Origin of the sequence: Bernardetia aquimarina, from assembly GCF_042180575.1 — a bacterium.
Lineage (GTDB): Bacteria > Bacteroidota > Bacteroidia > Cytophagales > Bernardetiaceae > Bernardetia.
In genome coordinates, this window is record NZ_CP170094.1 from 1,231,844 (window position 1) to 1,258,056 (window position 26,213).

The window sequence follows — 26,213 nt, forward strand, 5'->3', positions numbered from 1 at the left end:
GAATGAAATTCAGAATTCTATTTAAAATTATTTTTTTGATTGATTTGTCTTTTAGATTCCAAATTAGTTACAAGTGTTGCATATCATTTTTCATTTTTAAGGAAAATTAGGGAAAAATAAAACGAGTTCAAACAGTACTGTTCAAACTCGTTTCTATTTTTAAAAAATGCTTTCTAATTGATTTATTTCAAATTAATTTTTCTACTCAAATAATTTGTTCCTTGACGAACTACAAGTGTGTAAGTATCTGCACCATTGACAGCCAAATCAATTTCTCCTTGATAATTACCAGAAAAATCTACCAATGATTCAAAATAAATTGCATTGTCTTCTGAATCATATACTTCAATATAAGTCGTTTTTTTGTCAGCTTTATTTTCTGATAACGAAAAATTTAGAATAAATTTTCCTTCTTTTATTTGTGGAGTTATTTTGACAGAATTCTGAACAGACTCATCAAACAAAGTAGTTGTTTGTTTCTTCATTTTATCAGATAAAGTTGGATTTGCTTCTGTATTTAATTCAGAAAAATTACGCTCTACTTTTCTATTTCCTTTGTAAGGACGGCTATTTTGAGTTAGAATTCTGATGCGTGGCGAACCATTATTGACGTGTATTTCGTCTAACTCTTCTCTAAGCTCTTCTAATTCTTCATGTAATTCTTCTTCAAAATCTTCATCGATTTCGATTCTGATATGTGCCAGTTCTTCATTAGCTTCTTCTAGTCCTTGTCTTGCTTCTTCCATAGCGATTTCGATTTCATGATCTACTTCTTCCCAATCAATGTCTTCTATTTCTTTGAAAGCATTTTTGAGTTCAATTTTTAATTCTTTTAAATCAATTTTAATTTCTTCTTTGAGGTCGTCTAATTCATCTTGTTCGATGATAATTACTCGTTTACGATTTGTCTTTTTATTTGTTTTAGTATCTGTACGAGTGCTTTTTTTGTCTGATTCTTCGATTTCTACTTCTATCTTTACTCCTTCATCTTGAGCAAAACTCAATACAGGAAACATAAAAAGGAAGAAAAAAACAACAGTAGTGAGAGGTGATTTCATAATAATAAGTTCTGTTAAATAATTTAATCTGTAATGATTTAGATTAAAGACAGTAATTTTGAATAAGGGTTGCACATATTATTAAAAATAAGTAGAATAAAATCGAATATTTAAGATTATTTTTGATGTGGATAGTCTATTGATTGCTATATTCATACGCTTTTGGTTTTCAAAAACTACTTTGGATTGAGCGTAATATGACTACACAAAATTTCAACTTGTTTAGTCTATTTTTTAGTAAAAGTAAACAAAAAACTAATTTAGCTTTACAGCTACAACACTTTGGTTTTGTTTATTTTTGTTTTTATAATAGAAAAATGCTATCTTTATTAGTATTAATAATCAGAGAAAAGCAATTTAAAATTCTTTTTACAGTTTGTCCTTAGTGTCTGTTAGGAGAATTTCAACTAATTAAATTGAAACTATTTTTTTAATTTTTGTTTTGTAGGTTAGTTTCTATAAATACAATATTTTAAATAAAAATAAAACACTAAACAAAATAAAAAATAGAAGTCAAAACTATGGGATACTACAATTCAAAACTATTTGCTGAAAGACTTGATGAGTTTTTGAGAGGTAACATTTGTCCAATTACAAGAAAACCTATGAAACCCTGCGATGTAAACTACAAATCAGGATATAGTAGTTTTCATTATGTCTGTGAAGCCATTCATCCTGAAGTAAAAATTGCTTTGTCAGGCTCTCTCATCTCAAATGAAGATAATTTGTATGATGAGCTAAAAAACAATGCTAGTCTGCAAGAAAAAATTATAGGTAAAATAAGACAACACAAAGGAGAAGAATTTATGATTGCTACTTATACAGTACGAGAAGTATTGGAAGGTAAAAAAGAAGATGCTTAATTAATGAAATCTCAAAAATATCATTTAAACCTATAAGGATTTAAAATTCTTATAGGTTTTTTTTCTTACCTTAATACATTTAAAATCAATTATATCGCTAAAAAATCAAAAAAGACAAATAATAAGTATGAACAAAAATATATTAGATGATGATTTTCCATCCTTCCAAGAAGGAAAAGATAAAGAGATAAAAGCAAGAAGACGAAAATTGCTTCCTATTTGGATAAAAGTATTTATATGGATATTTATGATTATAGGTTTTTTTGCTCCTCTATCTATCGTTGCAGGCTTGTTTGGATATAGTTTTTCACTTTCTATCTATAGTTTAGAAACCGTTTCTCCAATTTCACTATTAGGAGGTTTTATAATATTACTCATTTTTTATAAGGGAGTTATTGCTTTTGGATTATGGACAGAAAAAAAATGGGCTGTTGATTTGGCTCTCATAGATGCAATAATAGGTATAGGAGTTTGTGCTTTTGTAATGATGAGTGATTTGTTTTTTCGTGAAGGAGGAATGAAACTTAATATACGTCTTGAGCTTATTTTATTGATTCCATATTTTCTCAAAATGTACAAAATAAAAACTGAGTGGGAAGAAAGGGAAGCTAAATAACTCTGTTAACCATTCAAAAATTCTACTTGTACATGAGTTTCAAAAACCTTTAGTTTGCTAATACTTCCATAATCTATCGAAACAGAAAAAGCATTCTTTAGAGGAATTTGTAAAACATGACATAAAATAGCCCGAATAACTCCAGCGTGGCAGACGATAAGAGCTATTTTTCCTTTTTCTGACTGTATATTTTTTTTCCAAAAATCAATTACTCGTTGATTCAAAACCTCAAAACTTTCTCCATTGGGTGTAAATTCGGCTACAAAACTATCTGTCCATTTTTTTAGTTCTGTTTCATTTATCTCACTCCATTTTTTCAATTCCCAGTCGCCAAAATTCATTTCTTTTAGGTTTTCATGAGTTTTTATTTTTGAATGAAAATAATCTTGTAGATTGATTTTTAAATTTTTGGCTAGAATTGAACAGCGTTGTAATGGACTTGTATAAATTAAAAGGGTATTCTGTTTTTTTTGTTCAGTATTTTTGTAGTGTTGTTTTTTGAGTGTTTTGATTAATTTTTTCGATAAAATATCCAATTCATACTCATAACCATCTGTAACTTCTAAATCTGAAAAACCATAACAAACTCCTTTTTCTATTTTTGGTGTGGTATGACGGATAAGATAAATTTCCATTTATATAAAAAATAGGTTGTTTGTCAAATTTAATATTTTAATTAAACCTAACAGGGTCAATCAATGAAAAATCAGGAATTTTGACTTCAAAAAGAGTGTCATCACTCATTCTTCTCATTAGATATGTGCCCGACATTTTCCCCATATCACTCTTGAGATGGCAGCCCGAAACATATTTGTGTGATTGTCCAGATTTTAAAATAGGTTGCTGTCCAATTACTCCTTCCCCCTCTACCTCTTGATGTATGCCTTTCGAATCATAAATATACCAATGACGACGCATAAGCTGTACAGTTTGATTGCCTGTATTTGTGATTATGATATAATAAGTAAAAACAAAATTCCCATTTTGGGAGTGTTTTTTATGAAATTCGGTACGCACACGCACCAAAATACCGTCTGTAATAGCACTAAAAAGTTCTCCCAACATTTTATAAAACATTTAGTAAAGGAAATGATTTACTACTAAAATGATAAATATTTTTAATGATTACAAATTTCAATTCATAAATTTTTGTATCAAGCATCAAAACCTAAACTTTTATTTTGTATGGACGTAAAAATCGCAGAATCTTGGAAATCACATTTGGAAGATGAGTTTTCAAAACCTTATTTCGAAAAGCTATCTCTTTTTTTGAGAGAGGCTGTACAACAAGAAAAAATCTATCCTCCTGGAAAACTTATTTTTAATGCTTTTGAAAAATGTAGTTTCGAAGATACAAAAGTTGTCATTTTGGGACAAGATCCTTATCATGGCGCAGGACAAGCAAATGGACTCAGTTTTTCGGTAAGTGATGGAGTTCGTATTCCTCCTTCACTAAAGAATATTTTTCAAGAAATAAATGATGATTTGGGAAAAGAAATCCCTAAAAGTGGTAATCTTGAGCGTTGGGCATCTCAAGGTGTTTTGATGCTCAATGCAGTCTTGACAGTACAGGCTTCGAAACCTGCGTCACATCGCAAAAAAGGCTGGGAAGAGTTTACTTCGGCAGTTTTGAAACTCGTTTCTGATAAAAAAGAAAATCTAGTCTTTTTACTTTGGGGAAAAGATGCTCAAAAACGAGGCGAAATTATAGATAGAGACAAGCACTTAGTTTTAGAATCAGCTCACCCTTCCCCTTATTCTGTGCATACTGGTTTTTTTGGAAATAAGCATTTTAGTCAAGCTAATAATTACCTAAAAGAATACGGAAAAGAAGAAATAGATTGGTAACATAAATAAAAACAACGACAAAAAAAAGCAACTCTCTATTGAAAGTTGCTTTTTTTTGTTACTCTTTGTATTATACTTTACAGAATATACATTGAGCTAAACATATATTGATTCAATTAAAAACAGAACGAGTTTGAAACTACAACTATTGATAACTAATTCAATAATTTTGATTAGTAGTCACGACGACCACCACCAAAGTTTCCACCACTTCTGTCTTCTCTAGGAATGGCTTTTTTTACTTGGATTTCACGATCTTTAAGCTCAACACCGTTCAATTCTTCGATAGCTGCTTCGCCATCTTCGTCTGATTCCATTTCAACGAAACCAAAACCTCTTGAGCGACGTGTTTCACGATCTGTGATAATTTTTGTTGATGTAACAACACCAAGTTCTGAAAATACAGCCTCTAATTCTTCTTCTGAGATAGAATAAGGCAAGTTTGATACGTAAAGATTCATATAACTAATTAACTGAGAATAAATTGAAGGCTCTAAGTTGTGCCTTCGAAACAAAGGTACGATAATTTATTAGAAAACTACTATTTTTACTAAAAAATTGACAATTATTTTTGTTTTATTCCAACAAAGACAAATACGCCTTATTTTTATCATTCAAAATCTTGAAATAAGCTGGCGAAGTGAGATGTTTGAGTTGTTCTTTTGTAAGTCCATAGAGGTCTGCAATTAGTAAATCATTTTCGGCTTGTAGCTTGTCTTTTTGTTTTTGAGTAGTAGGAATATCTGATTTTTTGACTTCAAAATTTACTTTGCCTTTTAATTCTTCTAAGTTTGTAGCATTAGAGAGGTTCAATAAAAGTGCATTTTTGATAAGTGTTTGATAGGTTTTGTTTTCTGAAAGTTCTTTGTCAGTTGGCTGAGGAATGGGAAGACGCATCAAATACGTTTTATTCACATGAATATCAATCAAAAAACGAATAATATAATCTACAACCAAACTATTCAGAATAGCTTGAACAAAAAATAGTTTTTCAAAAGAAAACTCTTCTATTTCTATCTTTCCATTTTTTAGAATATATCTTTTTGGAATAGAACCTTGTAGCGTATTGCCATACGTATTTTGAGGGGGAATTATTCCACAAATAATGCTTCGATAATCTGTATTTCTTGCAATATCTCTAAAGACTAAACGGTAATATTCACTATTCAAAACTACAAATTGTTCTAAATCTTCTTCTTCATTTAATTCTAAGAAACTCAAAACACTATTTTTCTTTGTAGAAAGTCTTTTTTCTACTGGGATATATTCATAAATATCACTTACTAACCTGCTCGTTTCTGTCTTTATTAATTTTGCTTCAAATTCTTCTTTCTTTATCCAATAATTCGGCGTTGCTAAGTTGTTGGTATATTGATGAATCATTTTTCCTTCATACAAAATCATATCGCTTTGTATTTCTTGAAATAAATCCCGATCACTTGTCATATTAAGTTCATTTCTAAAATCAATATAATCTGGGTTTATTATCTCAAAACGTTTGTAAGCACTTCGAAGTATCTCTAAATCTTTTTGGTCTTTGATTTCAAAGAGTGCATTATGAATTGGGGAAAGTGTATAAATATCTTCATACGGATAGTATAAAATTCCTTTTTTGCCATCATACGTTTCTGTTTTGTAGAGAATTTCTGTATCGGTTTGCATAAAACGAACAGGCAAAGTTTTATACCTTTTTCTATTTTGTAATTGAGTAATCTGAAAAACAGCAAATTTATAACTGCGATGAACGTCAGGAAAAATAGCTTTTTTATTTTCAAATTGATAGAAAAATTCTAGTTGATAGTTTTCAAAAATATGTTTTCTTAAATTAATTGAAGAGTCTTCATAAATCCAAGCCGACGGAGTAATATAAGTAAGCGTTCCATCTTTGGTCAAAAGTCCTAAGTTTTGCTCTATGAAAAAACGGAATAAATTACCTTTTCCTCCTCCATTATAAGGATAATAATTTTTACAGTATTCGTTACCATTTGTTCGAAACGATTTTTTAGTATCGTATTCATTTTGGATTCCTTTATACCCCAAAACATTCTGACGAGTTTCTTTTTTCTCTTGATTTTTCATTGTTCTGTATGAACTTCTCCACATAGAGAAAAAATCAGAATCATTAAATTCCATTACGTCCCAAGGTGGATTTCCTATAATCAAATCAAAACCACTATGTCCATTTTGAAATACTTCAGCAAAGCTAATATCATAATTAAAAAAATTAAATAGTTTAGCTGTTTCTTCAATTCTTTTTATGAGTGCTTCATTTCCCCTATTAAAAATATCTTTTTCAAACTGTTCTATGGCTTGTTCCATTATTATTTCTTCCTTTTTACGCAGCTCCTTATCTTCAAAAATAATTGGAATAAAACGTTTGTAGGTATAAAAATGAAGTGCCAAATTAAGCTGTTCTAATGATGGCTGTAATTCGTTATAAATCTTTTTAGATTCTTTTATTTCTTCTGCTGTAGTGTCTTTTAGATTCGAAAGATTGTTTAGTTTGGCTATAAGTTCTGTAATTTTATCTTTTATTCTACTACTAAACAAGTCCTTTTCACTACCCAAATTTTGATATAACTCTTCTTTTCTTGCCCCAATAAGAGCATTTCCTTGTTTGATATGATGTTCAATAAAACTAAGAGGAGTTCCAAAAATAAAGCTATCTAGCCAAAGAGAAAGGCGAGTGAGTTCGATAGCAAACTCATTCAAATCTACTCCAAAAATATTTTTTTTGAGAAGAATTCTTTTGAGTAATGTCAGTTCATCTATTTCGTGTTTTTTATCTTGTAAAATTTCTTGTAGATTTTGCAAGATAATTTCCTTTTCAGTTTCTAGGGTTTGTTTTAGTTTTTCATCACTTTGGTTGTCAATTCGTTTTAGAGCTTCACTAGTCAAGACATCTAATGTTGCAATCAGAAAATGCCCACTTCCACAAGCATTATCCATTACACGCAAATCTAAAATACTTTTCTCTTTTATTTCATTTTCTTTCAGCAGTTTTTGGATAGATTCTTCAGCCATAAAATGCGTAATATCTTGTGGCGTGTAATAAGAAGCTGTTGTTTTTCGGTTTCCAGACTGATTAGAAAGATAAAGCTCATCATTTTTATAGAAACGCTCTTCTAAAATGACAACTTTTTTATCTTTCTTATAATTTTGATAATCGTAATTATCAAAATAGCCTTCTTTTTCTGTTTTGCCCTCCAAAAAAGTAAGATAATACGTTCCTTCAAATGCCTGTCTAAATTCAGACTCTAAAAGTCCTTCATAAATGTTTCCTAAATGAGTAACAGAAAGTGTTTTGTAATCTCTAAATGTTTTAAACGAACCCTCGTCTTTGTGATAGAGTACTAAACTCAAAATTTGTTCTAAATCTTGATTAGTTAAAACGAGAGGAAGTTTTAATAATGGAGCTTTATCTTCTGCAAAAAGCCCACCATTGAGAAGTGGCATTTCTAGGTCAATATTTCCATAATTGAGATAATCAAAAAGTAATTTTAACCCATTCCAACCTTGATATTTTTTCTGTCTTTCTTTATATTCTTCACTTTGTAAAAGAAATAAAATAGAACGCAAAGAATAATCTTTATAATTGTTAGTTGAATCAAATAAGAGTGAAGCAAATTTACTTTCAAAATAGGCTATAAAAAGCATTCGGAAACCAAAAACAAGTGAATTTGCATAAATTTCTTTGATAGAATAGGTATCTCCATAACGAGTAAAAAATCGTTGTCCAATCATTTCAATAATAGAATCTTTTCCATAGATAAGTTCTTTAAGGTCTTTTTCTACTTCTAAAATATATTCTTGATTCAGCTCTGCAAATGTTTTTTCTTTTATAGCAATTCCTCTTTCTTTGTTGTAGAGTTTGAGTAATTGTTCTTTATAAAAATTATAATAAAAATACTGAAAAGCTCTATAATCATCATTTTGTATAATCCATTCCAAATCTATTTCGAAATAAATTTTGTCTTGTTTTGGATTTGTAATATCATAAAAACGCCATTTTTGTCCGTTGGTAAGAAAACCATAATTGATTTTCAAATCAGATTGGTAACGTAAAAGCTGAAAGTGTGGATTATCTGTTGTTGTTGTTCTGTTATCCAAAACAACCTTATAGGCTTTTGATTCACACAAAGCCAAAATATTTTCTGTACTAGATTTGTCTTTTCCTCCACTTATTCTTTCTATTTCTTCACTTTCAAACAAGGCAAAATCAGGTTTATGAATTTTGCCAAATACTTTTTTTACAACTTGATAGGTATAACCATATCCAATTTCTATCAAAACATTTGTGATAAACTTATCTTCTAATTGTGCTTCTGAAAGCTCTTGAATGTCTAATTTATTATAAAGATTTTTTATATTCTCAAATGCTTTTTTGCAGTCTTCTGTATGGTCTTTATCAAAATAATTCTTCATTTCGTATTCCAAAAAATACGCATTGTAGTAAGTATTATCTGTAAACTGTGCAAAATAAGTAGTATTATCCATTCTATTTTTTATATTTTCTTCTTCTATCAAATTCTTTCTTTGAAGTTGTTTAAGAATATTCATTTTTCCATAGAATTGGGTTTGCAAACCCAATTCTATGGAAAAATAACACTGCCTTTGTTGGTGTTTTAGCATAGCGACACCAACAAAAATACGTACAAAACTCATTCTTAAACAACTTCTTTATGTAAATTCAAAGATAGTGAATTTTGAGTTTTAATGTCAGTCACTTTTTTCTTTACAATAAAAAACTCAGAAGTACGATTGAAATACAAAATGATGCTTATGCAAAAGAAAAAAATTATTAAGGAATGATTACGAATGTAATACATTGAATACCAACAACTTATTATTTTTAAATGCGTGCTTTATTTAATTTCTATTCCTAAACATTCTTTACTTTACTAAATTATATCAAAATAAGTGTTGATTTACTGTTGATTTTTATCAAAATGACCACTAAAAAGAACAATAAATATCTTTGTTTTACTAATTTACTGAGCCAAATCTAATAATGAAAAAGTTTCATTACAGAAAATCAAGTAATCATCTTAGAATTATTTTTTAACAAAGAAGACTACTTAATGCTTGCATTTTAACAAAAAAATCCTCAAATTGATACATTGATTTGTTCCCCTATAAAAATTAATCAGAATTAAAACTGATTTGAATATTCTTTTTCATAAGAGTTATTCAAAATTTCTATTTCATTCTTATATAATCCAATGAGAATAGCATCTTTTATTACAAAAAAAAATACAACCACTTATTCCCTTATAAGTCGTTGCCTATTTTTGGTTTTTGTAAATATATTTATTTATTGTTTTGTTTCTTTTTCGGTTTTTGCACAAGTAGATGAAAATTCTCCTTTTTATCATTTAGAGAAGGGAAATTATAATCAAGCTATTCGTCACGCACAAACAGCACTAGAAAATACTGAGGATGCACTTGGTCGTGGAGAGTTAATGACTGTTATTGCTCGTGCTTATCGTTATCAAGAAGATTATTCTACAGCTCTTAATTATGCAGTTCAGGCAACTACACAGTTTGATAGAGTTGAAAAAGACAAAGAAAAGGCTGCATTAGGTAAAGCTGAAGTTTTTACAGAAATAGGTCTTTTGTATCAAAACTGGCTATCTTATGATAAGGCAATAGAAAATTTTGAAAAAGCAAAACAGATTTATAAAGCCAATCAAAAAAAGAAAGAAGTAATAGAATTGAATCGAAAAATAGCACACAATCAATTTTTGAATGGTGATTATGAAAAGTCGGAAGAAAATTATGTAAAATTATTAGAAGAAGATAAAAAAACAGGAGATAAAGGACTTATTTCTTTTTCATTGGGCAAACTTGCGATTGTAAGTAGAATTAAAAACCCTGAAAATTCATTAAAATATTCTATCGAAAAATATAATTTAGAAGTAGAAAAAGGAAATAATTACGAACAAATTGCTTTCGCAGCAAATAGCATTGGTTATTTATACAGACAATTAGAAAAAGAACAAGAAGCAATTTCTTATTTTGAGAAAGCCTTGGAAGCCCTAAATAAAATTAATAAAAAAGATGAGATTGTCCTTAATAATTTAGGAGTAACTTATACAGCTCTCAAAAAATACCCTGCTGCTCAAGCTCAATATCAAGAGGCTTTAGAAATCAATCAATCAAAAAATAATCCTGCTGCAATAGCTGACTCTTATAATTACCTAGGAGCAAATGAATATTTAGCAGCACATGCCCAAGAAGCTAGAGTCTATGTTGGAAAGGCAATTACTATTGCTGAAAAAAATAATCAACAAAAAGCTTTAGCAGATTCATATTTACTTTTATCTAAAGTTTGGGAATATGAAGGCGATTTTAGACAATCTCAAGAAGCATTTAAAAAATATACAGACCTCAAAACCAAGCTAGAAAAAGAAGCTGCCAAACAAAAAGAAGAACTACAAAAACAACGAACAGATGCAGAAAGACAAGAAACCCAGCTTGTTCAATATGAAAATGACAGAGAACAAGAACGTCTAAGATTGGAAAAATTGCGTAGTGAAGCTGAAAAACAAGCAAAGGAAAACGAACTTCTGAAAAGCGAAAATGAGCTTCAACAAAGCCAAACCAAAAATGCAATCTTGCAAAGAGAACAAACACAACAAGCTCTTTTACTTGCTAAAAATGAACTAGAAGCAGCTAAAAGAAAAGAAGATATTCAGATATTAGAAATAGAAAGACAAAAAAATAATGCAAAACTGAGAGAACAAGCACTTGAAGCAGAACAACAGAAAAAAGAAAAAGAACTTTTAGAAAATAAAAACAAACTTCAAGAGTTAGAAACTGAAAAAGAACGTTTAGAAGCCTCAAAACAAAAGTCATCTAAATATATTGCTTATTTGATTGCTGTGGCTGCGACTATTTTATTTGGTTTTGCTCTTTTTGCATTCATTCAAAACAAAAAGAAAAATAAAAAAATTGAGGCTCAAAATAAAGCCTTAGAAAAACAGAAACAAGAAATATCTCAAAAACACGAAGAACTTCAAGCATCAGAAGAAGAATTAAGACAAAATTCAGAAGAACTTCAAACTACCAATGAGCAGCTTACACTGGTTAAGATGAGTATAGAAGAAAAAAACCTTGCTTTAGGTGCTTCTTTAGTAGAAGTAGAAAATCAGAAAGAAGTCATTGAGAAGAAAAATCATGATATTACTTCTAGTATCAATTATGCCAAAAGAATCCAAACGGCAATGTTACCTGATTTGAATAAAGTTAAACAAGCCTTGCACGAGTCATTTATCTTTTTTCAGCCTAGAGATATTGTAAGTGGAGATTTTTATTGGTTTAGTCAAGTATCTGAACAAAAATGTATTATTGCTGCCTGTGATTGTACAGGACATGGCGTTCCAGGGGCATTTATGTCGCTTATCGGAAATGATGTCTTGAATGAAACTGTAAATGCTAGAAATATACACGAACCTGACAGAATTCTTCACAGTCTTCACATGGGAGTAGTAAATGCCCTTAATCAACGAGCAACAGACAACCGAGATGGTATGGACATGACACTTTGTGTAGTTGACCAAGAAAATAAACAAGTTCATTTTGCAGGTGCAAAAAGTGAAGTAGTTTATATTCAGAATGGAAATGTAGCTCAACTTAAAGGCGACAAAATGCCTATAGGTGGAGAACGACTTGATGTAGAACGTTTTTTTCACAAACAAACTGTTGATATAACTGCACCGACTACTTTTTATATGTTTTCAGATGGTTTTCAAGATCAGTTTGGAGGAGATAAAGGTAGAAAATATATGAAAAAACGATTTAGAGAATTTTTAGTAGAAATTCATCAACAACCTTTTGAAGAGCAAGAACGAATCTTGAAGTTAGAGTTTCAGTCATGGCTTGGAGGAGAATACAACCAAATAGATGATGTGCTAGTTATTGGTTTTAAAATAAGTTGATTTATTACATAGAATCAAATCATAGCTATTTTTTTTATAAATTTATAGTATCAATCTACATATAGGAAGCGAACAAAAATTTGTTCGCTTTCTCTTTTTTTAGCAATCAAACACAAATTAGTATAATGAAACGTTTTTTCCTTTTTAGCTTTTCTGCTTTTTGGCTTCTTATTCTTCTGCTTGCTTTTACAGGCTGTCGTTCTTCTCAGTCTAATTCTTCAGATTCGGAAGATATAGTCAAACTCACTTTTCTTCATATCAATGATGTTTATGAAATTAGTGGTGTAAGTGGTGGAAAGTATGGCAATTTAGCACGAGTAGCGCAGCTTAAAAAAGAACTTTTAAAAGAAAACCCAAATACATATTTGGTGCTTTCAGGTGATTTTCTTAATCCATCTGTTTTAGGAACTTTGAAGCTAAACGAAAAGCGTATTTCTGGAGAGCAAATGGTTGATGTTATGAATGCAGCAAAAGTAGATTTTGTAACATTTGGAAATCATGAGTTTGATTTGAAAGAAGAAGAAGTTTTGGAGAGAATAAATGAATCTGAGTTTGAATGGATTGCTTCAAACACATTTTATTATAAAAATGAAAAAATTCAACCTTTTACAAGAGATGGAAATAAACTACCTACTTATATTACAATAGAACCTAAAAATGAAGCAGGAAAAAGTATCAAAGTTGGAATATTAGGAATTACAACAAAATACAATCAACCTGATTTTGTTCGATATACAGATGAATATGAAACAGCAAAAAATATTTATACTCAAATAGAATCTGAAACCGATTTTACAGTTGCTCTTACACATCTTTTAGAAAATGAAGATAAGAAATTGGCTGGTATTGTTCCTGAACTTAAACTTTTGATGGGAGGACACGACCACGAAAACATGAAATTTACTTATGGACAAACAATTATGGCAAAAGCTGATGCAAATGCAAGAACTGCCTATATCCATAGACTTACCTACAATAAAAAAACAAACAAACTACACATTGAATCTGAACTAAAGACAATAGATAACTCTATTGGTTATGAACCTACAGCCAAAACTGCTATTGAAAAATGGGACACTATTGCTGATTCAGTTTTTGATGCACAAGGCTTTGATGTAGAAAGAGAAATTTATAAACTCAAAGAACCATTAGAAGCAAGAGAAGCTCTCATAAGAACTACACAAACAAATGCAGGAACATTAATTGTTGATGCCATGGCATACGCTTTTCCTGATGCAGAATTAGCAATTTTAGGAAGTGGTTCGGTTAGATTAGATGACCAACTTATAGGAACCGTTACAGAGTATGATATTTTGAGAATGCTTCCTTTTGGTGGAAAAATATATCAGTTTACTACTTCTGGGGATGTTTTAATACAATTTTTAGATGCAGGAATAAAAAATAAAGGAACTGGAGGATATTTGCAGTATCAAGAGAAATTAAAATTTGATACTAAAAAAGGTTGGTTATTGAATGGACAGAAAATAGAAAAAGATAAACAATACACACTTGTTACAAACGATTATAACCTGTCAGGAAAGGAAAATAATATGGCATTTATGAACAAGGATACAAATGAAGAAATCAAAAATGTAATCTCTTCTGATGATTTAGATAATCCTCAATCTGATATTAGAAAAACTGTTATTGTATATTTAGAGAAATTATAAATACGGATTGATAATATCTTGTAAAGCACAAGCAATAGTAATTAGTTTGGCAAAGCAATATTTCTTGTAGGTAAAAATATAGCTATTGTTCGTGTACTCACAAGTAATACCACACATCATGCAATCAGAACAACAACCAATAATTCAGAATACATTAAAATCATTAGACGAAACAGCAACTAAAATCGTCTTTATTATAAATCCTGTATCTGGGACAGAACAAAAAGAGCATATTGTTACACTTATCCATGAAACCTTAAAACTTTCAGGATTACACTATGACATTGCTTATACTTCTTTTGCAGGACATGCAACAGAACTTGCCAAACAAGCTATCGAACACAAATATGATGCTGTTGTAGCAGTTGGAGGTGATGGAACAATTAATGAAATTGCTCAAGCTCTTATCAAAACAAAAACTGCTTTAGCTATTATTCCACAAGGTTCTGGAAATGGCTTGGCTAGGCATTTGGGAATTCCACTTCGTACAGAAGAGGCTATAAAGAGATTATTAGAACCTAAAAAAATGCTGATTGATGCAGCAACTGCAAATGGAAACCATTTTTTTTGTACATCAGGAATAGGATTTGATGCTCATGTAAGTGCTTCCTTTGCTGCACGTACTTTTCGTGGATTACGTGGATATGCCTATTTTACTATAAAAGAATTATTTTCTTATAAACCTCTCACTTATACACTTGAATTTGAAAAACAAAAAATTGAAAGAGAAGCCTTTGTCATAGCTTTTGCTAATGCCAGCCAATATGGCAATAGTGCTTATGTTGCTCCACACGCTGACATACAAGACGGAAAGTTAGATATTTGTATTTTTAAACCATTCCCTAAAATACAAATCCCAAAACTAGCTTGGCAGTTATTCAATAAAACACTTCCACAAAGTCAATATATGGAAACTCACAAAACAGACAAAGTCAAAATATCTTTTAATACTGCCATTCCAGCACATATAGACGGAGAGTCAAAAGGATTGGGTACAAGTATAGAATACAAAATTATTTCAAAAGCTTTGACAGTTTGGGTTTGATTTAATTCTTTTTTCAGACTAAAACCTAAAATACAGGATTCACACTCTAAAGAGTATGCTACATTTTCTTACCTTTGCATTTTAAACCCTAAGGGTCTTTGAGACTCTTAGGGTTTTGTATTCAAAATAACTGATTACTGATTCTATGTCTATTTTATTTATCCTTTGGGTGCTTGCAAACGTAGCTATTTTTATCAACTTTCGTGCTTTTTCAAGCTACAATGTACCTACTTTTCCTGCGATTGTCATTAATTATGTCGTTTGTGTCTTGACGGGTAGTTTGTTTATTTCGATGGGTTGGATAGAAAGTCCTCCAGTTTTCGAAACGCTACAAAGCCCTAGCTTTTCGACGGCTTTATATATTGCAATGGGAATGGGTTCATTCTTTATTGCTTCCTTTTATTTGATGGGACTGACTACACAACTTTCAGGTGTTGCTGTGGCTTCACTTTCGGCTCGTATTTCATTTGTGATTCCTGTCTTGGTAAATCTTTGGATTTGGAAAAGTGGAGGTAAAGATTATGATTTCCTCAATTATTTAGGTCTTTTCTTGGCAATTATGGCTGTCGGTTTAGTGTCTTACAAACCTTCAAAAATTACTGACCCAACAGAATATAAAGACGACAAGAAAAAGTATTTAGCTATCATACTTCCTATTTTGGTTTTCTTGGTAAGTGGAACAATAGACACCACTTTTAATTATACGGTTAGAGAAGATGTACAAATAGTTTTACCAAATCAACAAGGCATTTTTAGTATATTGCTTTTCGGAATTGCAGGAATTACAGGAATTATTGTCTTTACAATTCTGTTTTTGAAAAAGAAAGTAACCATGACAAAACGAAGTATTATTGGAGGAATCTGTCTAGGAATCCCTAACTTTTTTTCTATCTTTTTATTATTAAAAGTATTGAGTGGTTTTAAAGGAGATGGCGCACTTGTTTTTCCTGTCTTTAATATTTCTGTAATACTTATCGCTGCTATTGCTTCGTATTTTTTCTTTAAAGAAAAATTATCACTTATCAATAAATTAGGTTTAACGTTAGCTATTTTTGCTATTTTGCTTATTTCTTATCAAGAAGTTCAGAATGCTTTTTAATTTTTGATTCAACAAAACCATTTCAAAAACATGAAATTCATATATAAACTCTTGCTTTTTTTAGTATTTATAGTTGGCATTTCTTCTTGTAATAATTACCGTTATGAGCAGTCTGCTATCAAAGGAATTAACATATATCCTACATTAGAAGAAAATGAACGTTTTGTAAGAGAAGCCTTTACTGAGAAGGAAATAATAACTTTGGCAAAAGAGTTGGATATTAAGGATTCAACTATTTTAGACAAAATCAGATATGAAATTGTCAATGATGGAAAAGGTGTTAATATAGAATTTACGTTTATTAATGAGGCTATAAAATATAAAGAGCCATTTAAAAAATATGTAGTTGATTTGTTAAATAATAAGGCAAAACAAGATCAATTAAATACTGCACTTTTTGTTGAAGCCGAAATTGAGGCAGAAAAAATTATGATGCTTATAAAATATGAAAACCTTGAAGAAGTTTGGGAAATAAGAACATCACAGCATTTGAAATGGAGAATGACAAAGCCAGAGTTTATTGAAACATGGAAAAAAATAGAAGAAGTTATATCAAAATATGAAGATAAAAAATTGACAGAACGAATAATACTTGACAAAGTAGAAGGTATTGATAACGATTTGATAAGTCTGACATATTCATACAAAAATGATTACAAACTAGAACTTGTTTTTGAAAATTCAGATAAAATGTTATTAGCTAGTTTTTGGCTTAGATCTATATAAAATCCCTAACTTTATACATAAAAAAATGAAAAAGCAAATCACATTATTCATCCTTCTTATAGTTAGCATTTCCTCTTGTAATTTTGAAACTACAATATTGCTTGGAGAAATAGACCCTTTTCCTACTCTAGAAGAAAATCAACAATTTGTTAGTGATGTTTTGGCTTATGACCACGCCACTATGATGAAAGAAAAATTGAACTTAACAGATTCCACAGTTCTGAATGGGATTCAATATGAAACAGAAACCACAGAAAAAGCTGTAAAATTGAGTCTTAAACTTAGTGGTTCTACAATGTCTTATACAAAAGAAGTAAGCGATTACTTTACAGCCTTTTTTGAGGAAAAAGCACAGCAATATAAAGAAAATGGAAAGAGCTTGAGAGATGCAACATTAAAAGCAAGTTATTTTATTGATTCGATAGAAGAAGACAATTATGACAATATGTGGAGCAAGTTTTCTCCCAAATCGAAAAAAACAGCTACTAAAGAACAATTTATAAAATCATTTGAACCATATAGTCATCAAATAAAACAAGGCAAAAAGCAACTTCATAGTAGGCTAATACAAAACCAAATAAGAGAGTTTGAAGGGGAATTTTACATCATAAACTATATTTATGCAGAAAAATATCACGTACAAGTCATTTTACAGCCTACAGAAAATGAGCTGTTTGTTTCTAATTGTGTAGTAACAGCCCTTTAAAATTTAATTCAAAGTAGATAGAAAAAGTATAAAATTGATTTTTGAAATAAAAAAATGTAGCTATGGATTTATATTTCGAAATCAAAAGGCGTTTTCAAAAAGCAACTATTATTGAATTAGACACAGAGCCAAGCATTTTTGAAGTACAATTCAAGAATGCTGTTGATTCTGTGTTTATTGCTTTAAAAGATAAGGACAGGTTCACAGTTTCTTATCCTATTTTGAAACAAGATTATAAAAACAACCTCAAATTATCCAATCAAACTTCATCTGATATTTTACTGACAGGAGTTATTTGGATTCTTTCTCAAATAGAAGAAAATGGAAAAGTAATTCCAGAGTTTATGTGAAATATTATCCTTCTATGGCTAAAATCATTCCCAAGAAAAACAACCAAACCAAACCCAAAATATTTATCATATAAATTCTATAATCTGATTTTTTTATCAAAAAAAGAACAAAACCTATAATTCCATTCAAAGTCATCAAAATAGGAAAAGGAATAATTATAAGAATTACAGATTTACAACTGTTTGACTCAAAAGTAACAAAAAGTAATTTTGCAGCAACAAGCAAATTTATAAATGAAACAATTAGAAAGTGGATTTTAGTAGATTTTTTCATATTTTTAAATACGCAATCTTGATTCAAATTGTTTTTACTCAAAAAATTTATTTATGAAGGAAATTAAATTATACAAATCGCTTTTATCAGCTTTTTATCTTTCTTTAGGTAGCTTAATATTTGTAATAGGTGGAGTTTTTATGGTTATGAAAGAAGGTTCTTTTATGGCTTGGTTTGCACTCCTTTTTTTTGGCTTGTGTACTTTCGTGGGCTTGGCTATAATGTTTGATAAAACACCTCAAATTATTATCAATCAGAAAGGAATTTGGTATAAGAAAGCAGTTTGGAAAAAACGTAATTATGAGGATATTATAGAATGGGAAACTATAAAAAATATTCATTGGTCTTCTGTAAATAATCAAAAATTTATCTGTCTGAATACTACTTCTTCAAAACCTAAAAAGCAGAATTCTATTCAGAAAAACTTAGGCAAATTAAATAAAGCAATGGGTTTTGAAGAAACTAATATTCCTTTGGCAATGATAAAAATAGATGCCAACAAACTCGTTGATTTTTTGGGTTCAATGGTCGTTTCTAATGATTCACAAAGAGAGTATCTGATTCAAAATTTTATTATTCCTGCTCCAAAAAACTTCTTTTCTAAGTTCAAATTCTAAGAATATTCTAACCTTACACGTATGAACTCTACCAAAAAACCTTTCGACAGTTTGTCTCAACAAGCTAAAAGTTTGCTTTCTGTTTTGTCAGTCTTGCCGAATAAAGAAATCCATAGTTCTTTTTTAGAATTACATTTTTCTTTTGATGAAGGCGAACAAAATATAGACTTGCTTAGTCCGATTTTAGGAGAAAATAGTGGAGAAGATTATATAAAATCAATGTTGATGTCTATTGGAAATCCAAGTGAAGAGTATGTAGATAGTCATATTGAAAAAGTACGATTAGAAAAAGGCAAAAAGTATATTGAAGAATCTATACAAGAATTGGTTAGTCAAGATTGGATTGAGAAAATAGCCAAAAATGAAACAGTTTATTATTTTCTATCACAAACAAACCGAACACAACTTTTAGAAACTCAAAAAGAACAAATTTGGAAACTAACTCATCCATTTTTACAAAGTTGGGAATACAAAATGCAATCAGATACATTGCTAGACAAAAATTATGAAGAGTATGCAAATTATACAAAGCATTTTTTAGACCTTAATGAAAATCAAATTCCATTTTTGAATGTCGAAGAGGGAATTATTCAAGATGCTATTGCCAAGATTTGTAAAGAAATTGCTTTATATGCTTTTGATATTCCTAATCAAAAAGATGCTTTTTTCTTTATCGAAAAATCAGCTTTTCTTCAAAAGAAACTTACAGAAAAATTTCCTAATAATATAGAATATGAAGAAGAGTTAGGAACTATCTATGAAAAGTGGGGTGATATTCTTTATAAATCAGGGCATATCAAAACAGCTTTTAGTTTCTATAATCTAAAGATTGGTATAGCAGAAAAGTTAGCTTCTCTTTTTCCTAATAATGATGATTTTACATTTGATTTGACAGCTACGTATGGCTGTTTGGGAGAGTTGGATTTTGAAAGAGAAGAATATAAAAAATCGATAGAATGGTATGAGAAACAATCAGAGTATATTAAGAATACAGAAGGTCTTATGGAAGATGTAGATTTTTTGCATTTATTAAATGAAGCAACCAATAAGTTAGCAGAAATAAATGATTTGAGGGGTTATCCAGTAATAGCAATAGAAAAATATAGAGAGAATTTAGAGTATTTGGAAGACTTACAGCTTAATTTTTCAGAAGAACTGACAAAAGAACAAGAGTTAGATTATGGAATTTCTTTAGGAGAAACAAATCAAAAAATAGGCGATTTTTATTATAAAAAAGGAAAACCTAAAATAGCATTAGATTATTACCAAGACCAAATAGAAACCTACAAATTTCTTATTGATGAGGCAAAGGAAATTGAAGGTGAACAAATAGATTATTTTCAAAATCTGTTAGCTATCGGAATTGTAAAACTAGGAAAATGCCATAAAGTAATGGAGCAAAATAATAAAGCACTAGAATTATTTAATAAAGCTGAAAGTATTTTTGTAAAAATAATAAAAGACACTTCCGACCAAGAAGACAAAGAGACGTTTACTAAAAGTTTGGAAATTGTTCGAAAACTAAAAAATCAAATTGAATAGATTTTTATTCTAATTATTTTTTATCTTTTCTTATCTTTGCTTAAAATGTAGCAGACAGCTTCCAAGCTGTCCATACGTAGTTACAAACCTAACAGCTTGGAAGCTGTTAGCTACAATCGAACCAAAAATATAAACATGACAGCTAAAGAAGTACGCCAAACCTTTCTCAATTTTTTTCAAGAAAAACAGCATTTAATTGTTGATTCTGCGCCACTTATTCCAAAAGGCGATACTACGCTGATGTTTATCAATTCTGGAATGGCACAGTTTAAAGATTATTTTTTAGGAAATGGAAATCCTCCTTCCAAACGAATTGCAGACACGCAAAAATGTCTTCGTGTTTCTGGAAAACACAATGATTTGGATGATGTCGGAATTGATACCTACCACCATACATTTTTTGAAATGCTAGGAAACTGGTCGTTTGGCGATTATTTCAAAAAAGAAGCTCTACCGTGGGCTTGGGAATTATTGACAGAAATCTATAAATTACCTAAAGAGCGTTTGTATGTAACTGTTTTTGAGGGAGATAAAGAAGACAAAACGCCTTCTGATAAAGAATCTTTTGCTATTTGGAAAGAAATTTTGGGAGGAGAAGAACATATTATTTACGGAAATAAAAAAGATAATTTTTGGGAAATGGGCGATGTAGGTCCTTGTGGTCCTAGCTCAGAAATTCATATTGATTTACGTACTGATGCAGAGCGTTTTGATGTAGATGGAAAAACATTAGTAAATGGAGATCACCCACAGGTCATCGAAATTTGGAATAATGTTTTTATGGAATTTGAGCGCAAAGCCGACAAATCTCTTGTAAAACTTCCTTCGCAACACGTAGATACAGGAATGGGTTTTGAGCGTTTGGTTCGTGCTATCGAAGGCAAACAATCCAATTATGACACAGATGTTTTTACTCCCCTTATCAAAACCGTTGAAGCCCTTAGTGGCGTTTCGTATGGTGTAGATGAGAAAACAGATATTGCTATTCGTGTTATTTCTGACCATATTCGTGCGATTGCTTTTGTGATTGCAGACGGACAACTTCCATCAAATAACAAACAAGGTTATGTAGTTCGTCGTATTTTGCGTCGTGCTGTTCGTTATGGCTATACCTATTTGGATTTGAAAGAACCATTTTTGTTTGAATTAGTGCATATTTTGGCAGAACAGTTTGATGATACGTTCCCAGAATTAGACGCTCAAAAAGATTTTGTTGCAAGAGTTGTAAAAGAAGAAGAAAATTCGTTTTTGCGTACTTTAGAAAATGGAATTAAGCGTTTTGAAGAAGTAAAAAATCGAACAAAAGGAGATACAATTAATGGAAAAGAAGTATTTGAATTATATGATACATTCGGTTTTCCTGATGATTTAACAGATTTGATGGCAAGAGAAGCAGGAATGAAAATCGACACAGTTGGTTTTGAAAAGGCTTTAAATGAGCAAAGAAAACGTTCACAAAAAGATGCTTCTTCTGAAAAATCGGATTGGCACGAAATCCAAGAAGACAAAAGTGTAAATGTTGATTTCTTGGGTTACGATACACTTCAAGCAAAGGCAAAGATTGTAAAATGGAGAGAAATTACTCAAAAAGGCAAAACACTCTATCAAATTGTGCTTGACCAAACGCCTTTTTATGCAGAAAGTGGTGGACAGGTTGGAGATAGAGGTTATATTCAAGCCATTGATTCAGATAATGAAAATAATGGAGAAAAAATTAGTATCATCGATACGCAGAAAGAAAACGATATGATTGTTCATATCACAAAAAAATTACCTTCTAATTTCACAGCAAATTATAAAGCGATTGTAAGTGAAACTTTAAGACGTTCGACAGAAAATAACCACTCTGCAACACACCTTTTACATGCAGCTTTGAGAGATGTTTTGGGAACTCACGTGCAGCAACGAGGTTCATTAGTTTCAGAAGATATTTTACGTTTTGATTTTTCTCATTTTTCTAAAATGACTGACGAAGAAATTGAAAAAATTGAAACTATTGTCAATCAAAAAATTAGAGAAAATATTGAACTTCAAGAAATGCGAAATACGCCAATAGAAGAAGCCAAAGAAATGGGTGCAATGGCTCTTTTTGGCGAAAAATATGGCGATTCGGTTCGTGTAGTTATGTTTGATAAAAAATATTCGGTTGAGCTTTGTGGAGGAACACACGTTTCAGCAACAGGGAAAATTGGTTTCTTCAAGGTTATTTCTGAATCTTCGGTAGCATCTGGTGTTCGTCGTTTGGAAGCTCTGACAGGAGAAAAAGCCTATAATTGGATTCAAGAACAAAACAAACTTGTCAAAGAAATTCGTTCGATTGTAAAAGGAAATAAAAACCTTAAAGACGATGTAAATTCTTTGGTAGAACAAAATGCTATTCTTTCAAAACAGATTCAAGAGTTCCAAGAGAAAGAAGCAAAGAATATCAAAAAGAACCTTTTGACAGAAGTAAAAAATGAAAACGGAATAAATATTTTGATTCAAAAAATTTCTATTCCGTCGGCAGATGCACTCAAAAATCTTAGTTTCGAACTCAAAAACGAAGTAGAAAATCTCTTTGCTGTTTTGGCTGCTGATATTGAAGGTAAACCACAAATAGCTGTTACTATTTCGCCAGAATTAGTAGAAGAAAAAGGCTTGAATGCTGGAAAGATTGTGAAAGATTTAGCCAAAAATATCAAAGGTGGAGGAGGTGGACAGCCTTTCTTTGCTACGGCAGGAGGAAAAGATTTATCTGGATTAGATAAAGTAGTTGAAGAGGCTTTTGAGATTTTGTATAAATAATTAATAATTCAAACCTATAAGGTTTCTTAAAACCTTGTAGGTTTTACTAGAAAAACTATTACTTTCTTTATTAAAAGCCCTACAAATAGAATTCAAAAAAACCTTCATTACTCTATCAAAAATAGAGTAATGAAGGTTTTAGTTTTACCGAAATAAAATCAGTTTTGGGAAGAGAATATCTTTTAACTTGCTTTATTTCTTTTCTAAATACGAAGAAAGTTTTTCTACTAAATCATCAAAGTTTACAGGTTTTTGCATATAGTCATTGATTCCTACGGCAGCAAAATCTGATGAGGTATAATTACGAGCATTTCCAGTAATTGCAATAATTGGAATTTTAGACTTTTTAGGGTCGCTCATAGCACGAATTTTCTTAGCGCATTCCATCCCATCCATTTTTGGCATATTGATGTCCATTAATATGGCATCAAAATCTTCCATTGCCATTGCTTCCAATACCTGCAAACCGTCTTTTGCCGTTTCGATTTCATAGTTTTGAAACTGCAACACTTTGCGAGTAATGTTTTGAATTACAGAACTATCTTCTGCAATAAGTATTTTTTTAGAACCCATAGTAAATATATTTGAATGATAAGATGGTAAATGAAAATTAGAAGTTTAAATATAATAATTAATTTGTTAATCAGTAATTTGAAAACTATCAAATACCGTACTAACCAATTCATAATTATTTTTTCTAGTCTTTTCTATAATTGTATTTTATTGTGTTATTTTTTAACTCAAAAACAAAAATTAATTTGTTTGCTCTCACAATCTACACTACTTTTAGCAAAATGCAAAATTTTTTATTCGATTATTCTTATTAAATAAGTATAATAATAGATTTTTTCAAAAGTGTCTTATTTATGAATAACAATCCCCAATTCATTCGAAATTTGTATTTCTTGGGTTTTAAGTTCTTGATAGATAAGCAATAACTTTTCTATTTCCTCTTGGCTTTGATTGTTTGCTTTCTTGATTTTGCGTAGGTTTTCACTCAAAATTCCTTTTAAATATACTCGTTTCAAATGCAAAATAGTCTGAGGAATAATACTGGCTAATTGTTGCTCTTCATTAGGAATGACAAGCTGCATACGTTTTTCCCAATTTGGACTAATCTGTGAAGTATTGGTCAAAAATCCTGTAACAATTTGTATTAATTTTTCATCATCTTCAATAAAATCAGTCAATAATTCTTTATGAGAAACTTTAATATTCTGAATACGTGCATTTTCATAAATAATTCGAAGCTGTGCATAAGACGGATTAAGTGACGGAATTTCACTTATTTCTTCCAAAATATAATCACAAATATATTCTCCTCCAGCAATGGTTTGATGTCCATAACGAATCAAAAGACGTGTAATTTCATCTTCATACTGACGAAAATAAGTAATTTCTCGTGTTTCTTTTTTAGAATTTGATTGAGGATTTAAGGCAGCTTCTAATTCAGATAAATCAATGGCTTGTCCTCCAAACTCTTCGTAATAATTTGGTTCATTTTGTCCTCCTTGTTCATATTCTCCTCCATATTCTGAAGGTGGAAAATAGCCAAACTCATCAGCAGAAGAATTGCCTTGTGTATTATTCTGAGCAGAATTCTGACCAGAATTTTGATTACTTCTATTTTGTTGTCTTTCTCTCTGTTGTCTGTTTTTATCTCTTTCCTGTTCTTTTAATTTTTGTTCTGCTCTTCGCTGAATAAATTTATTTGTTTCTAAAATGACATCTTGCTCACTTATTTCCATCCAATGTGCCAATTCTTTTGTCAAAAGTGAACGCTTAAAAACATCTGGCACAACAGCAATCGTCTGACAAAGCTCTTTTAATGCACTTGCCCTCGCCATTGGGTCATCTTTATCAGGAACTAAAACTTGATACTTGAAACGCAGAAAATTCTGTGCTTTGGATTCCAAATAATTTTTAGCTTTTTCTCCTCCTTGTTCGGTTACAAATGTATCAGGGTCGTGTCCTTCTGGCAAAACAACAGCTTGAACATCTAAGCCTTGCTCTAAAATAATATCAATTCCACGAATGGCAGCTTTCAGACCAGCTTTATCACCATCAAAAAGAAGTGTTATTCGGTCTGTGTAGCGTTTTAGGAGATTTATTTGTCCGTCTGTGAGCGAAGTACCCGAACTTGCCACTACATTTTCAATTCCTGCTTGATGCAATCCAATTACATCCGTATAACCTTCTACCAAATAACAATTTTCTTCTTTACGAATCGCATTTTTTGCTTGAAAAATTCCGTAAAGAATATGACTTTTTTGATAAACTTCTGTTTCTGGACTGTTGAGGTATTTGGGTTGTTGGTCTTTTTTTAAAGCTCTTGCTCCAAAACCAATCGTTCTGCCCGAAACGTTATGAATCGGAAACATAACACGTCCACGAAAACGGTCGTAATGTCTGTCTTCTTTCTTTATTATCAGTCCTGTATCTTCTAAAAATTGGTTGCTATGTCCTTTTTCGGTAGCAGCTTTCAAGATAGAATCCCACTCGTCAAAAGCATATCCTAACTCAAATTTTTCTTGTGTTTTTTGGATAAACCCACGCTCTTTAAAATAACTTCCTCCGATTGATTTTCCTTCGTCTGTATTTTTGAGGTTTTCGGTATAGAATTTTTGAGCAAACGAAAGCACAATCAAAAGACTTTCTCGGTGTCTTTGTTCTTCTTTGGCTTCGTCGCTGGCTTCTCTTTCTTCTGGAATTTCAATATGGTATTTTCCTGCCAAAAAACGTAAGGCTTCAGGATAACTCATATTCTCGTGTTCCATCACAAAGGTAATACTGTCGCCTCCTTTTCCACACCCAAAACATTTGAAAATGCCTTTGCTTGGCGTAACGACAAAAGAAGGCGTTTTTTCTTGATGAAAAGGACAACACGCCTTAAAACTAGAACCTTGTTTTTTGAGCGTAACAAAATCGCCCACTACTTCTTCAATATGGGAATTTTCTCTTATTTGGTCGATGATGTGGGAGGGGATAGACATAGTACAAAATTACGAAAAAACTCTTCTCCATGAAAAATAAAACACCTAACAAAGTCAATTTTCTATCTTGATAAATTATTTC

Annotated in this window: 21 protein-coding genes; 13 read left to right on the plus strand and 8 right to left on the minus strand. The window is 30.6% G+C overall.

Going from position 1 to position 26,213, the window contains the following annotated elements:
- Window positions 1–182: 182 nt before the first annotated feature.
- Window positions 183–1,058 carry a hypothetical protein gene (locus tag ACE193_RS05140; protein ID WP_375561934.1) on the minus strand — a complete coding sequence of 292 codons (876 nt, stop codon included), beginning with the start codon at window positions 1,056–1,058 and terminating at the stop codon, window positions 183–185.
- A 521-nt stretch (window positions 1,059–1,579) separates the two neighbouring features.
- Between ACE193_RS05140 and ACE193_RS05145 the strand changes: the two genes are divergently transcribed.
- Together ACE193_RS05145 and ACE193_RS05150 are read left to right on the plus strand one after the other, a co-directional pair.
- Window positions 1,580–1,921 carry a hypothetical protein gene (locus tag ACE193_RS05145; RefSeq protein WP_375561935.1) on the plus strand — a complete coding sequence of 114 codons (342 nt, stop codon included), beginning with the start codon at window positions 1,580–1,582 and terminating at the stop codon, window positions 1,919–1,921.
- Window positions 1,922–2,048: 127 nt separating this feature from the next.
- Window positions 2,049–2,537: a hypothetical protein gene (locus tag ACE193_RS05150; RefSeq protein ID WP_375561936.1), complete on the plus strand. Its 489-nt coding sequence runs from the start codon at window positions 2,049–2,051 to the stop codon at window positions 2,535–2,537.
- Between the two features lie 5 nt (window positions 2,538–2,542).
- On the opposite strand, the gene cobC is transcribed toward ACE193_RS05150, so the two are convergent.
- Window positions 2,543–3,172, minus strand: coding sequence for an alpha-ribazole phosphatase family protein (gene cobC / locus ACE193_RS05155; RefSeq protein ID WP_375561937.1), 630 nt, complete (start codon window positions 3,170–3,172; stop codon window positions 2,543–2,545).
- 37 nt (window positions 3,173–3,209) lie between these two features.
- Complete coding sequence (apaG, locus tag ACE193_RS05160) at window positions 3,210–3,614, minus strand: Co2+/Mg2+ efflux protein ApaG (RefSeq protein ID WP_375561938.1); 405 nt, start codon at window positions 3,612–3,614, stop codon at window positions 3,210–3,212.
- Window positions 3,615–3,722: 108 nt separating this feature from the next.
- Between apaG and ung the strand changes: the two genes are divergently transcribed.
- On the plus strand, window positions 3,723–4,385 hold the full coding sequence (ung, locus tag ACE193_RS05165) for a uracil-DNA glycosylase (RefSeq protein WP_375561939.1): 663 nt from the start codon (window positions 3,723–3,725) through the stop codon (window positions 4,383–4,385).
- Window positions 4,386–4,558: 173 nt separating this feature from the next.
- On the opposite strand, the gene ACE193_RS05170 is transcribed toward ung, so the two are convergent.
- Entirely contained in the window at window positions 4,559–4,846 is a 288-nt protein-coding gene (locus tag ACE193_RS05170; RefSeq protein ID WP_375561940.1) for an RNA recognition motif domain-containing protein, read from the minus strand.
- 115 nt (window positions 4,847–4,961) lie between these two features.
- Window positions 4,962–9,050 (minus strand): Eco57I restriction-modification methylase domain-containing protein, encoded by a 4,089-nt coding sequence (locus ACE193_RS05175; protein WP_375561941.1) that lies wholly within the window; start codon window positions 9,048–9,050, stop codon window positions 4,962–4,964.
- A 557-nt stretch (window positions 9,051–9,607) separates the two neighbouring features.
- Between ACE193_RS05175 and ACE193_RS05180 the strand changes: the two genes are divergently transcribed.
- The 7 genes from ACE193_RS05180 to ACE193_RS05210 all read left to right on the plus strand — a co-directional run bounded on the left by ACE193_RS05180 (window position 9,608) and on the right by ACE193_RS05210 (window position 17,921).
- Entirely contained in the window at window positions 9,608–12,325 is a 2,718-nt protein-coding gene (locus tag ACE193_RS05180; RefSeq protein WP_375561942.1) for a tetratricopeptide repeat protein, read from the plus strand.
- A gap of 125 nt (window positions 12,326–12,450) precedes the next feature.
- Window positions 12,451–13,995, plus strand: coding sequence for a bifunctional metallophosphatase/5'-nucleotidase (locus ACE193_RS05185; protein ID WP_375561943.1), 1,545 nt, complete (start codon window positions 12,451–12,453; stop codon window positions 13,993–13,995).
- A 118-nt stretch (window positions 13,996–14,113) separates the two neighbouring features.
- Window positions 14,114–15,040, plus strand: a complete 927-nt coding sequence (locus ACE193_RS05190; RefSeq protein WP_375561944.1) for a diacylglycerol/lipid kinase family protein — start codon at window positions 14,114–14,116, stop codon at window positions 15,038–15,040.
- Window positions 15,041–15,185: 145 nt separating this feature from the next.
- Window positions 15,186–16,139: a hypothetical protein gene (locus tag ACE193_RS05195; RefSeq protein ID WP_375561945.1), complete on the plus strand. Its 954-nt coding sequence runs from the start codon at window positions 15,186–15,188 to the stop codon at window positions 16,137–16,139.
- Between the two features lie 30 nt (window positions 16,140–16,169).
- Window positions 16,170–16,865 (plus strand): hypothetical protein, encoded by a 696-nt coding sequence (locus ACE193_RS05200; RefSeq protein WP_375561946.1) that lies wholly within the window; start codon window positions 16,170–16,172, stop codon window positions 16,863–16,865.
- Window positions 16,866–16,890: 25 nt separating this feature from the next.
- Window positions 16,891–17,571: a hypothetical protein gene (locus ACE193_RS05205; protein ID WP_375561947.1), complete on the plus strand. Its 681-nt coding sequence runs from the start codon at window positions 16,891–16,893 to the stop codon at window positions 17,569–17,571.
- Window positions 17,572–17,633: 62 nt separating this feature from the next.
- Window positions 17,634–17,921 carry a hypothetical protein gene (locus ACE193_RS05210; RefSeq protein WP_375561948.1) on the plus strand — a complete coding sequence of 96 codons (288 nt, stop codon included), beginning with the start codon at window positions 17,634–17,636 and terminating at the stop codon, window positions 17,919–17,921.
- A gap of 4 nt (window positions 17,922–17,925) precedes the next feature.
- Here the strand turns inward: ACE193_RS05210 and ACE193_RS05215 are convergent, their stop codons facing one another.
- Window positions 17,926–18,195: a hypothetical protein gene (locus ACE193_RS05215; RefSeq protein ID WP_375561949.1), complete on the minus strand. Its 270-nt coding sequence runs from the start codon at window positions 18,193–18,195 to the stop codon at window positions 17,926–17,928.
- Window positions 18,196–18,248: 53 nt separating this feature from the next.
- On the opposite strand from ACE193_RS05215, the gene ACE193_RS05220 reads away from it, so the two are divergent.
- From ACE193_RS05220 to alaS, 3 genes are all read left to right on the plus strand, one after another.
- The gene (locus tag ACE193_RS05220; RefSeq protein ID WP_375561950.1) at window positions 18,249–18,812 is read left to right on the plus strand and encodes an STM3941 family protein; all 564 of its coding nucleotides are present in this window, start codon (window positions 18,249–18,251) and stop codon (window positions 18,810–18,812) included.
- Between the two features lie 21 nt (window positions 18,813–18,833).
- Window positions 18,834–20,354 (plus strand): hypothetical protein, encoded by a 1,521-nt coding sequence (locus tag ACE193_RS05225; RefSeq protein WP_375561951.1) that lies wholly within the window; start codon window positions 18,834–18,836, stop codon window positions 20,352–20,354.
- A 135-nt stretch (window positions 20,355–20,489) separates the two neighbouring features.
- The gene (alaS, locus tag ACE193_RS05230; protein ID WP_375561952.1) at window positions 20,490–23,138 is read left to right on the plus strand and encodes an alanine--tRNA ligase; all 2,649 of its coding nucleotides are present in this window, start codon (window positions 20,490–20,492) and stop codon (window positions 23,136–23,138) included.
- A gap of 192 nt (window positions 23,139–23,330) precedes the next feature.
- Here alaS and ACE193_RS05235 read toward each other — a convergent pair whose 3' ends face one another.
- Together ACE193_RS05235 and dnaG are read right to left on the minus strand one after the other, a co-directional pair.
- Entirely contained in the window at window positions 23,331–23,711 is a 381-nt protein-coding gene (locus tag ACE193_RS05235) for a response regulator (RefSeq protein WP_375561953.1), read from the minus strand.
- A gap of 287 nt (window positions 23,712–23,998) precedes the next feature.
- Window positions 23,999–26,131 (minus strand): DNA primase, encoded by a 2,133-nt coding sequence (gene dnaG, locus ACE193_RS05240; RefSeq protein ID WP_375561954.1) that lies wholly within the window; start codon window positions 26,129–26,131, stop codon window positions 23,999–24,001.
- Window positions 26,132–26,213 lie beyond the last annotated feature (82 nt).

Bases quoted from the DNA above. Each gene is read 5' to 3' on its own strand.
- ACE193_RS05175 (WP_375561941.1), bottom strand. From the start codon at position 9,050: ATGAGTTTTGTACGTATTTTTGTTGGTGTCGCTATGCTAAAACACCAA.
- ACE193_RS05205 (WP_375561947.1), top strand. From the start codon at position 16,891: ATGAAAAAGCAAATCACATTATTCATCCTTCTTATAGTTAGCATTTCC.
- ACE193_RS05180 (WP_375561942.1), top strand. From the start codon at position 9,608: ATGAGAATAGCATCTTTTATTACAAAAAAAAATACAACCACTTATTCC.
- ACE193_RS05210 (WP_375561948.1), top strand. From the start codon at position 17,634: ATGGATTTATATTTCGAAATCAAAAGGCGTTTTCAAAAAGCAACTATT.
- ACE193_RS05170 (WP_375561940.1), bottom strand. From the start codon at position 4,846: ATGAATCTTTACGTATCAAACTTGCCTTATTCTATCTCAGAAGAAGAA.
- ACE193_RS05225 (WP_375561951.1), top strand. From the start codon at position 18,834: ATGAACTCTACCAAAAAACCTTTCGACAGTTTGTCTCAACAAGCTAAA.
- ACE193_RS05140 (WP_375561934.1), bottom strand. From the start codon at position 1,058: ATGAAATCACCTCTCACTACTGTTGTTTTTTTCTTCCTTTTTATGTTT.
- dnaG (WP_375561954.1), bottom strand. From the start codon at position 26,131: ATGTCTATCCCCTCCCACATCATCGACCAAATAAGAGAAAATTCCCAT.
- cobC (WP_375561937.1), bottom strand. From the start codon at position 3,172: ATGGAAATTTATCTTATCCGTCATACCACACCAAAAATAGAAAAAGGA.
- ACE193_RS05185 (WP_375561943.1), top strand. From the start codon at position 12,451: ATGAAACGTTTTTTCCTTTTTAGCTTTTCTGCTTTTTGGCTTCTTATT.
- ACE193_RS05235 (WP_375561953.1), bottom strand. From the start codon at position 23,711: ATGGGTTCTAAAAAAATACTTATTGCAGAAGATAGTTCTGTAATTCAA.
- ACE193_RS05200 (WP_375561946.1), top strand. From the start codon at position 16,170: ATGAAATTCATATATAAACTCTTGCTTTTTTTAGTATTTATAGTTGGC.
- ACE193_RS05150 (WP_375561936.1), top strand. From the start codon at position 2,049: ATGAACAAAAATATATTAGATGATGATTTTCCATCCTTCCAAGAAGGA.
- ACE193_RS05220 (WP_375561950.1), top strand. From the start codon at position 18,249: ATGAAGGAAATTAAATTATACAAATCGCTTTTATCAGCTTTTTATCTT.
- ACE193_RS05215 (WP_375561949.1), bottom strand. From the start codon at position 18,195: ATGAAAAAATCTACTAAAATCCACTTTCTAATTGTTTCATTTATAAAT.
- alaS (WP_375561952.1), top strand. From the start codon at position 20,490: ATGACAGCTAAAGAAGTACGCCAAACCTTTCTCAATTTTTTTCAAGAA.
- ACE193_RS05145 (WP_375561935.1), top strand. From the start codon at position 1,580: ATGGGATACTACAATTCAAAACTATTTGCTGAAAGACTTGATGAGTTT.
- ACE193_RS05190 (WP_375561944.1), top strand. From the start codon at position 14,114: ATGCAATCAGAACAACAACCAATAATTCAGAATACATTAAAATCATTA.
- ung (WP_375561939.1), top strand. From the start codon at position 3,723: ATGGACGTAAAAATCGCAGAATCTTGGAAATCACATTTGGAAGATGAG.
- ACE193_RS05195 (WP_375561945.1), top strand. From the start codon at position 15,186: ATGTCTATTTTATTTATCCTTTGGGTGCTTGCAAACGTAGCTATTTTT.
- apaG (WP_375561938.1), bottom strand. From the start codon at position 3,614: ATGTTTTATAAAATGTTGGGAGAACTTTTTAGTGCTATTACAGACGGT.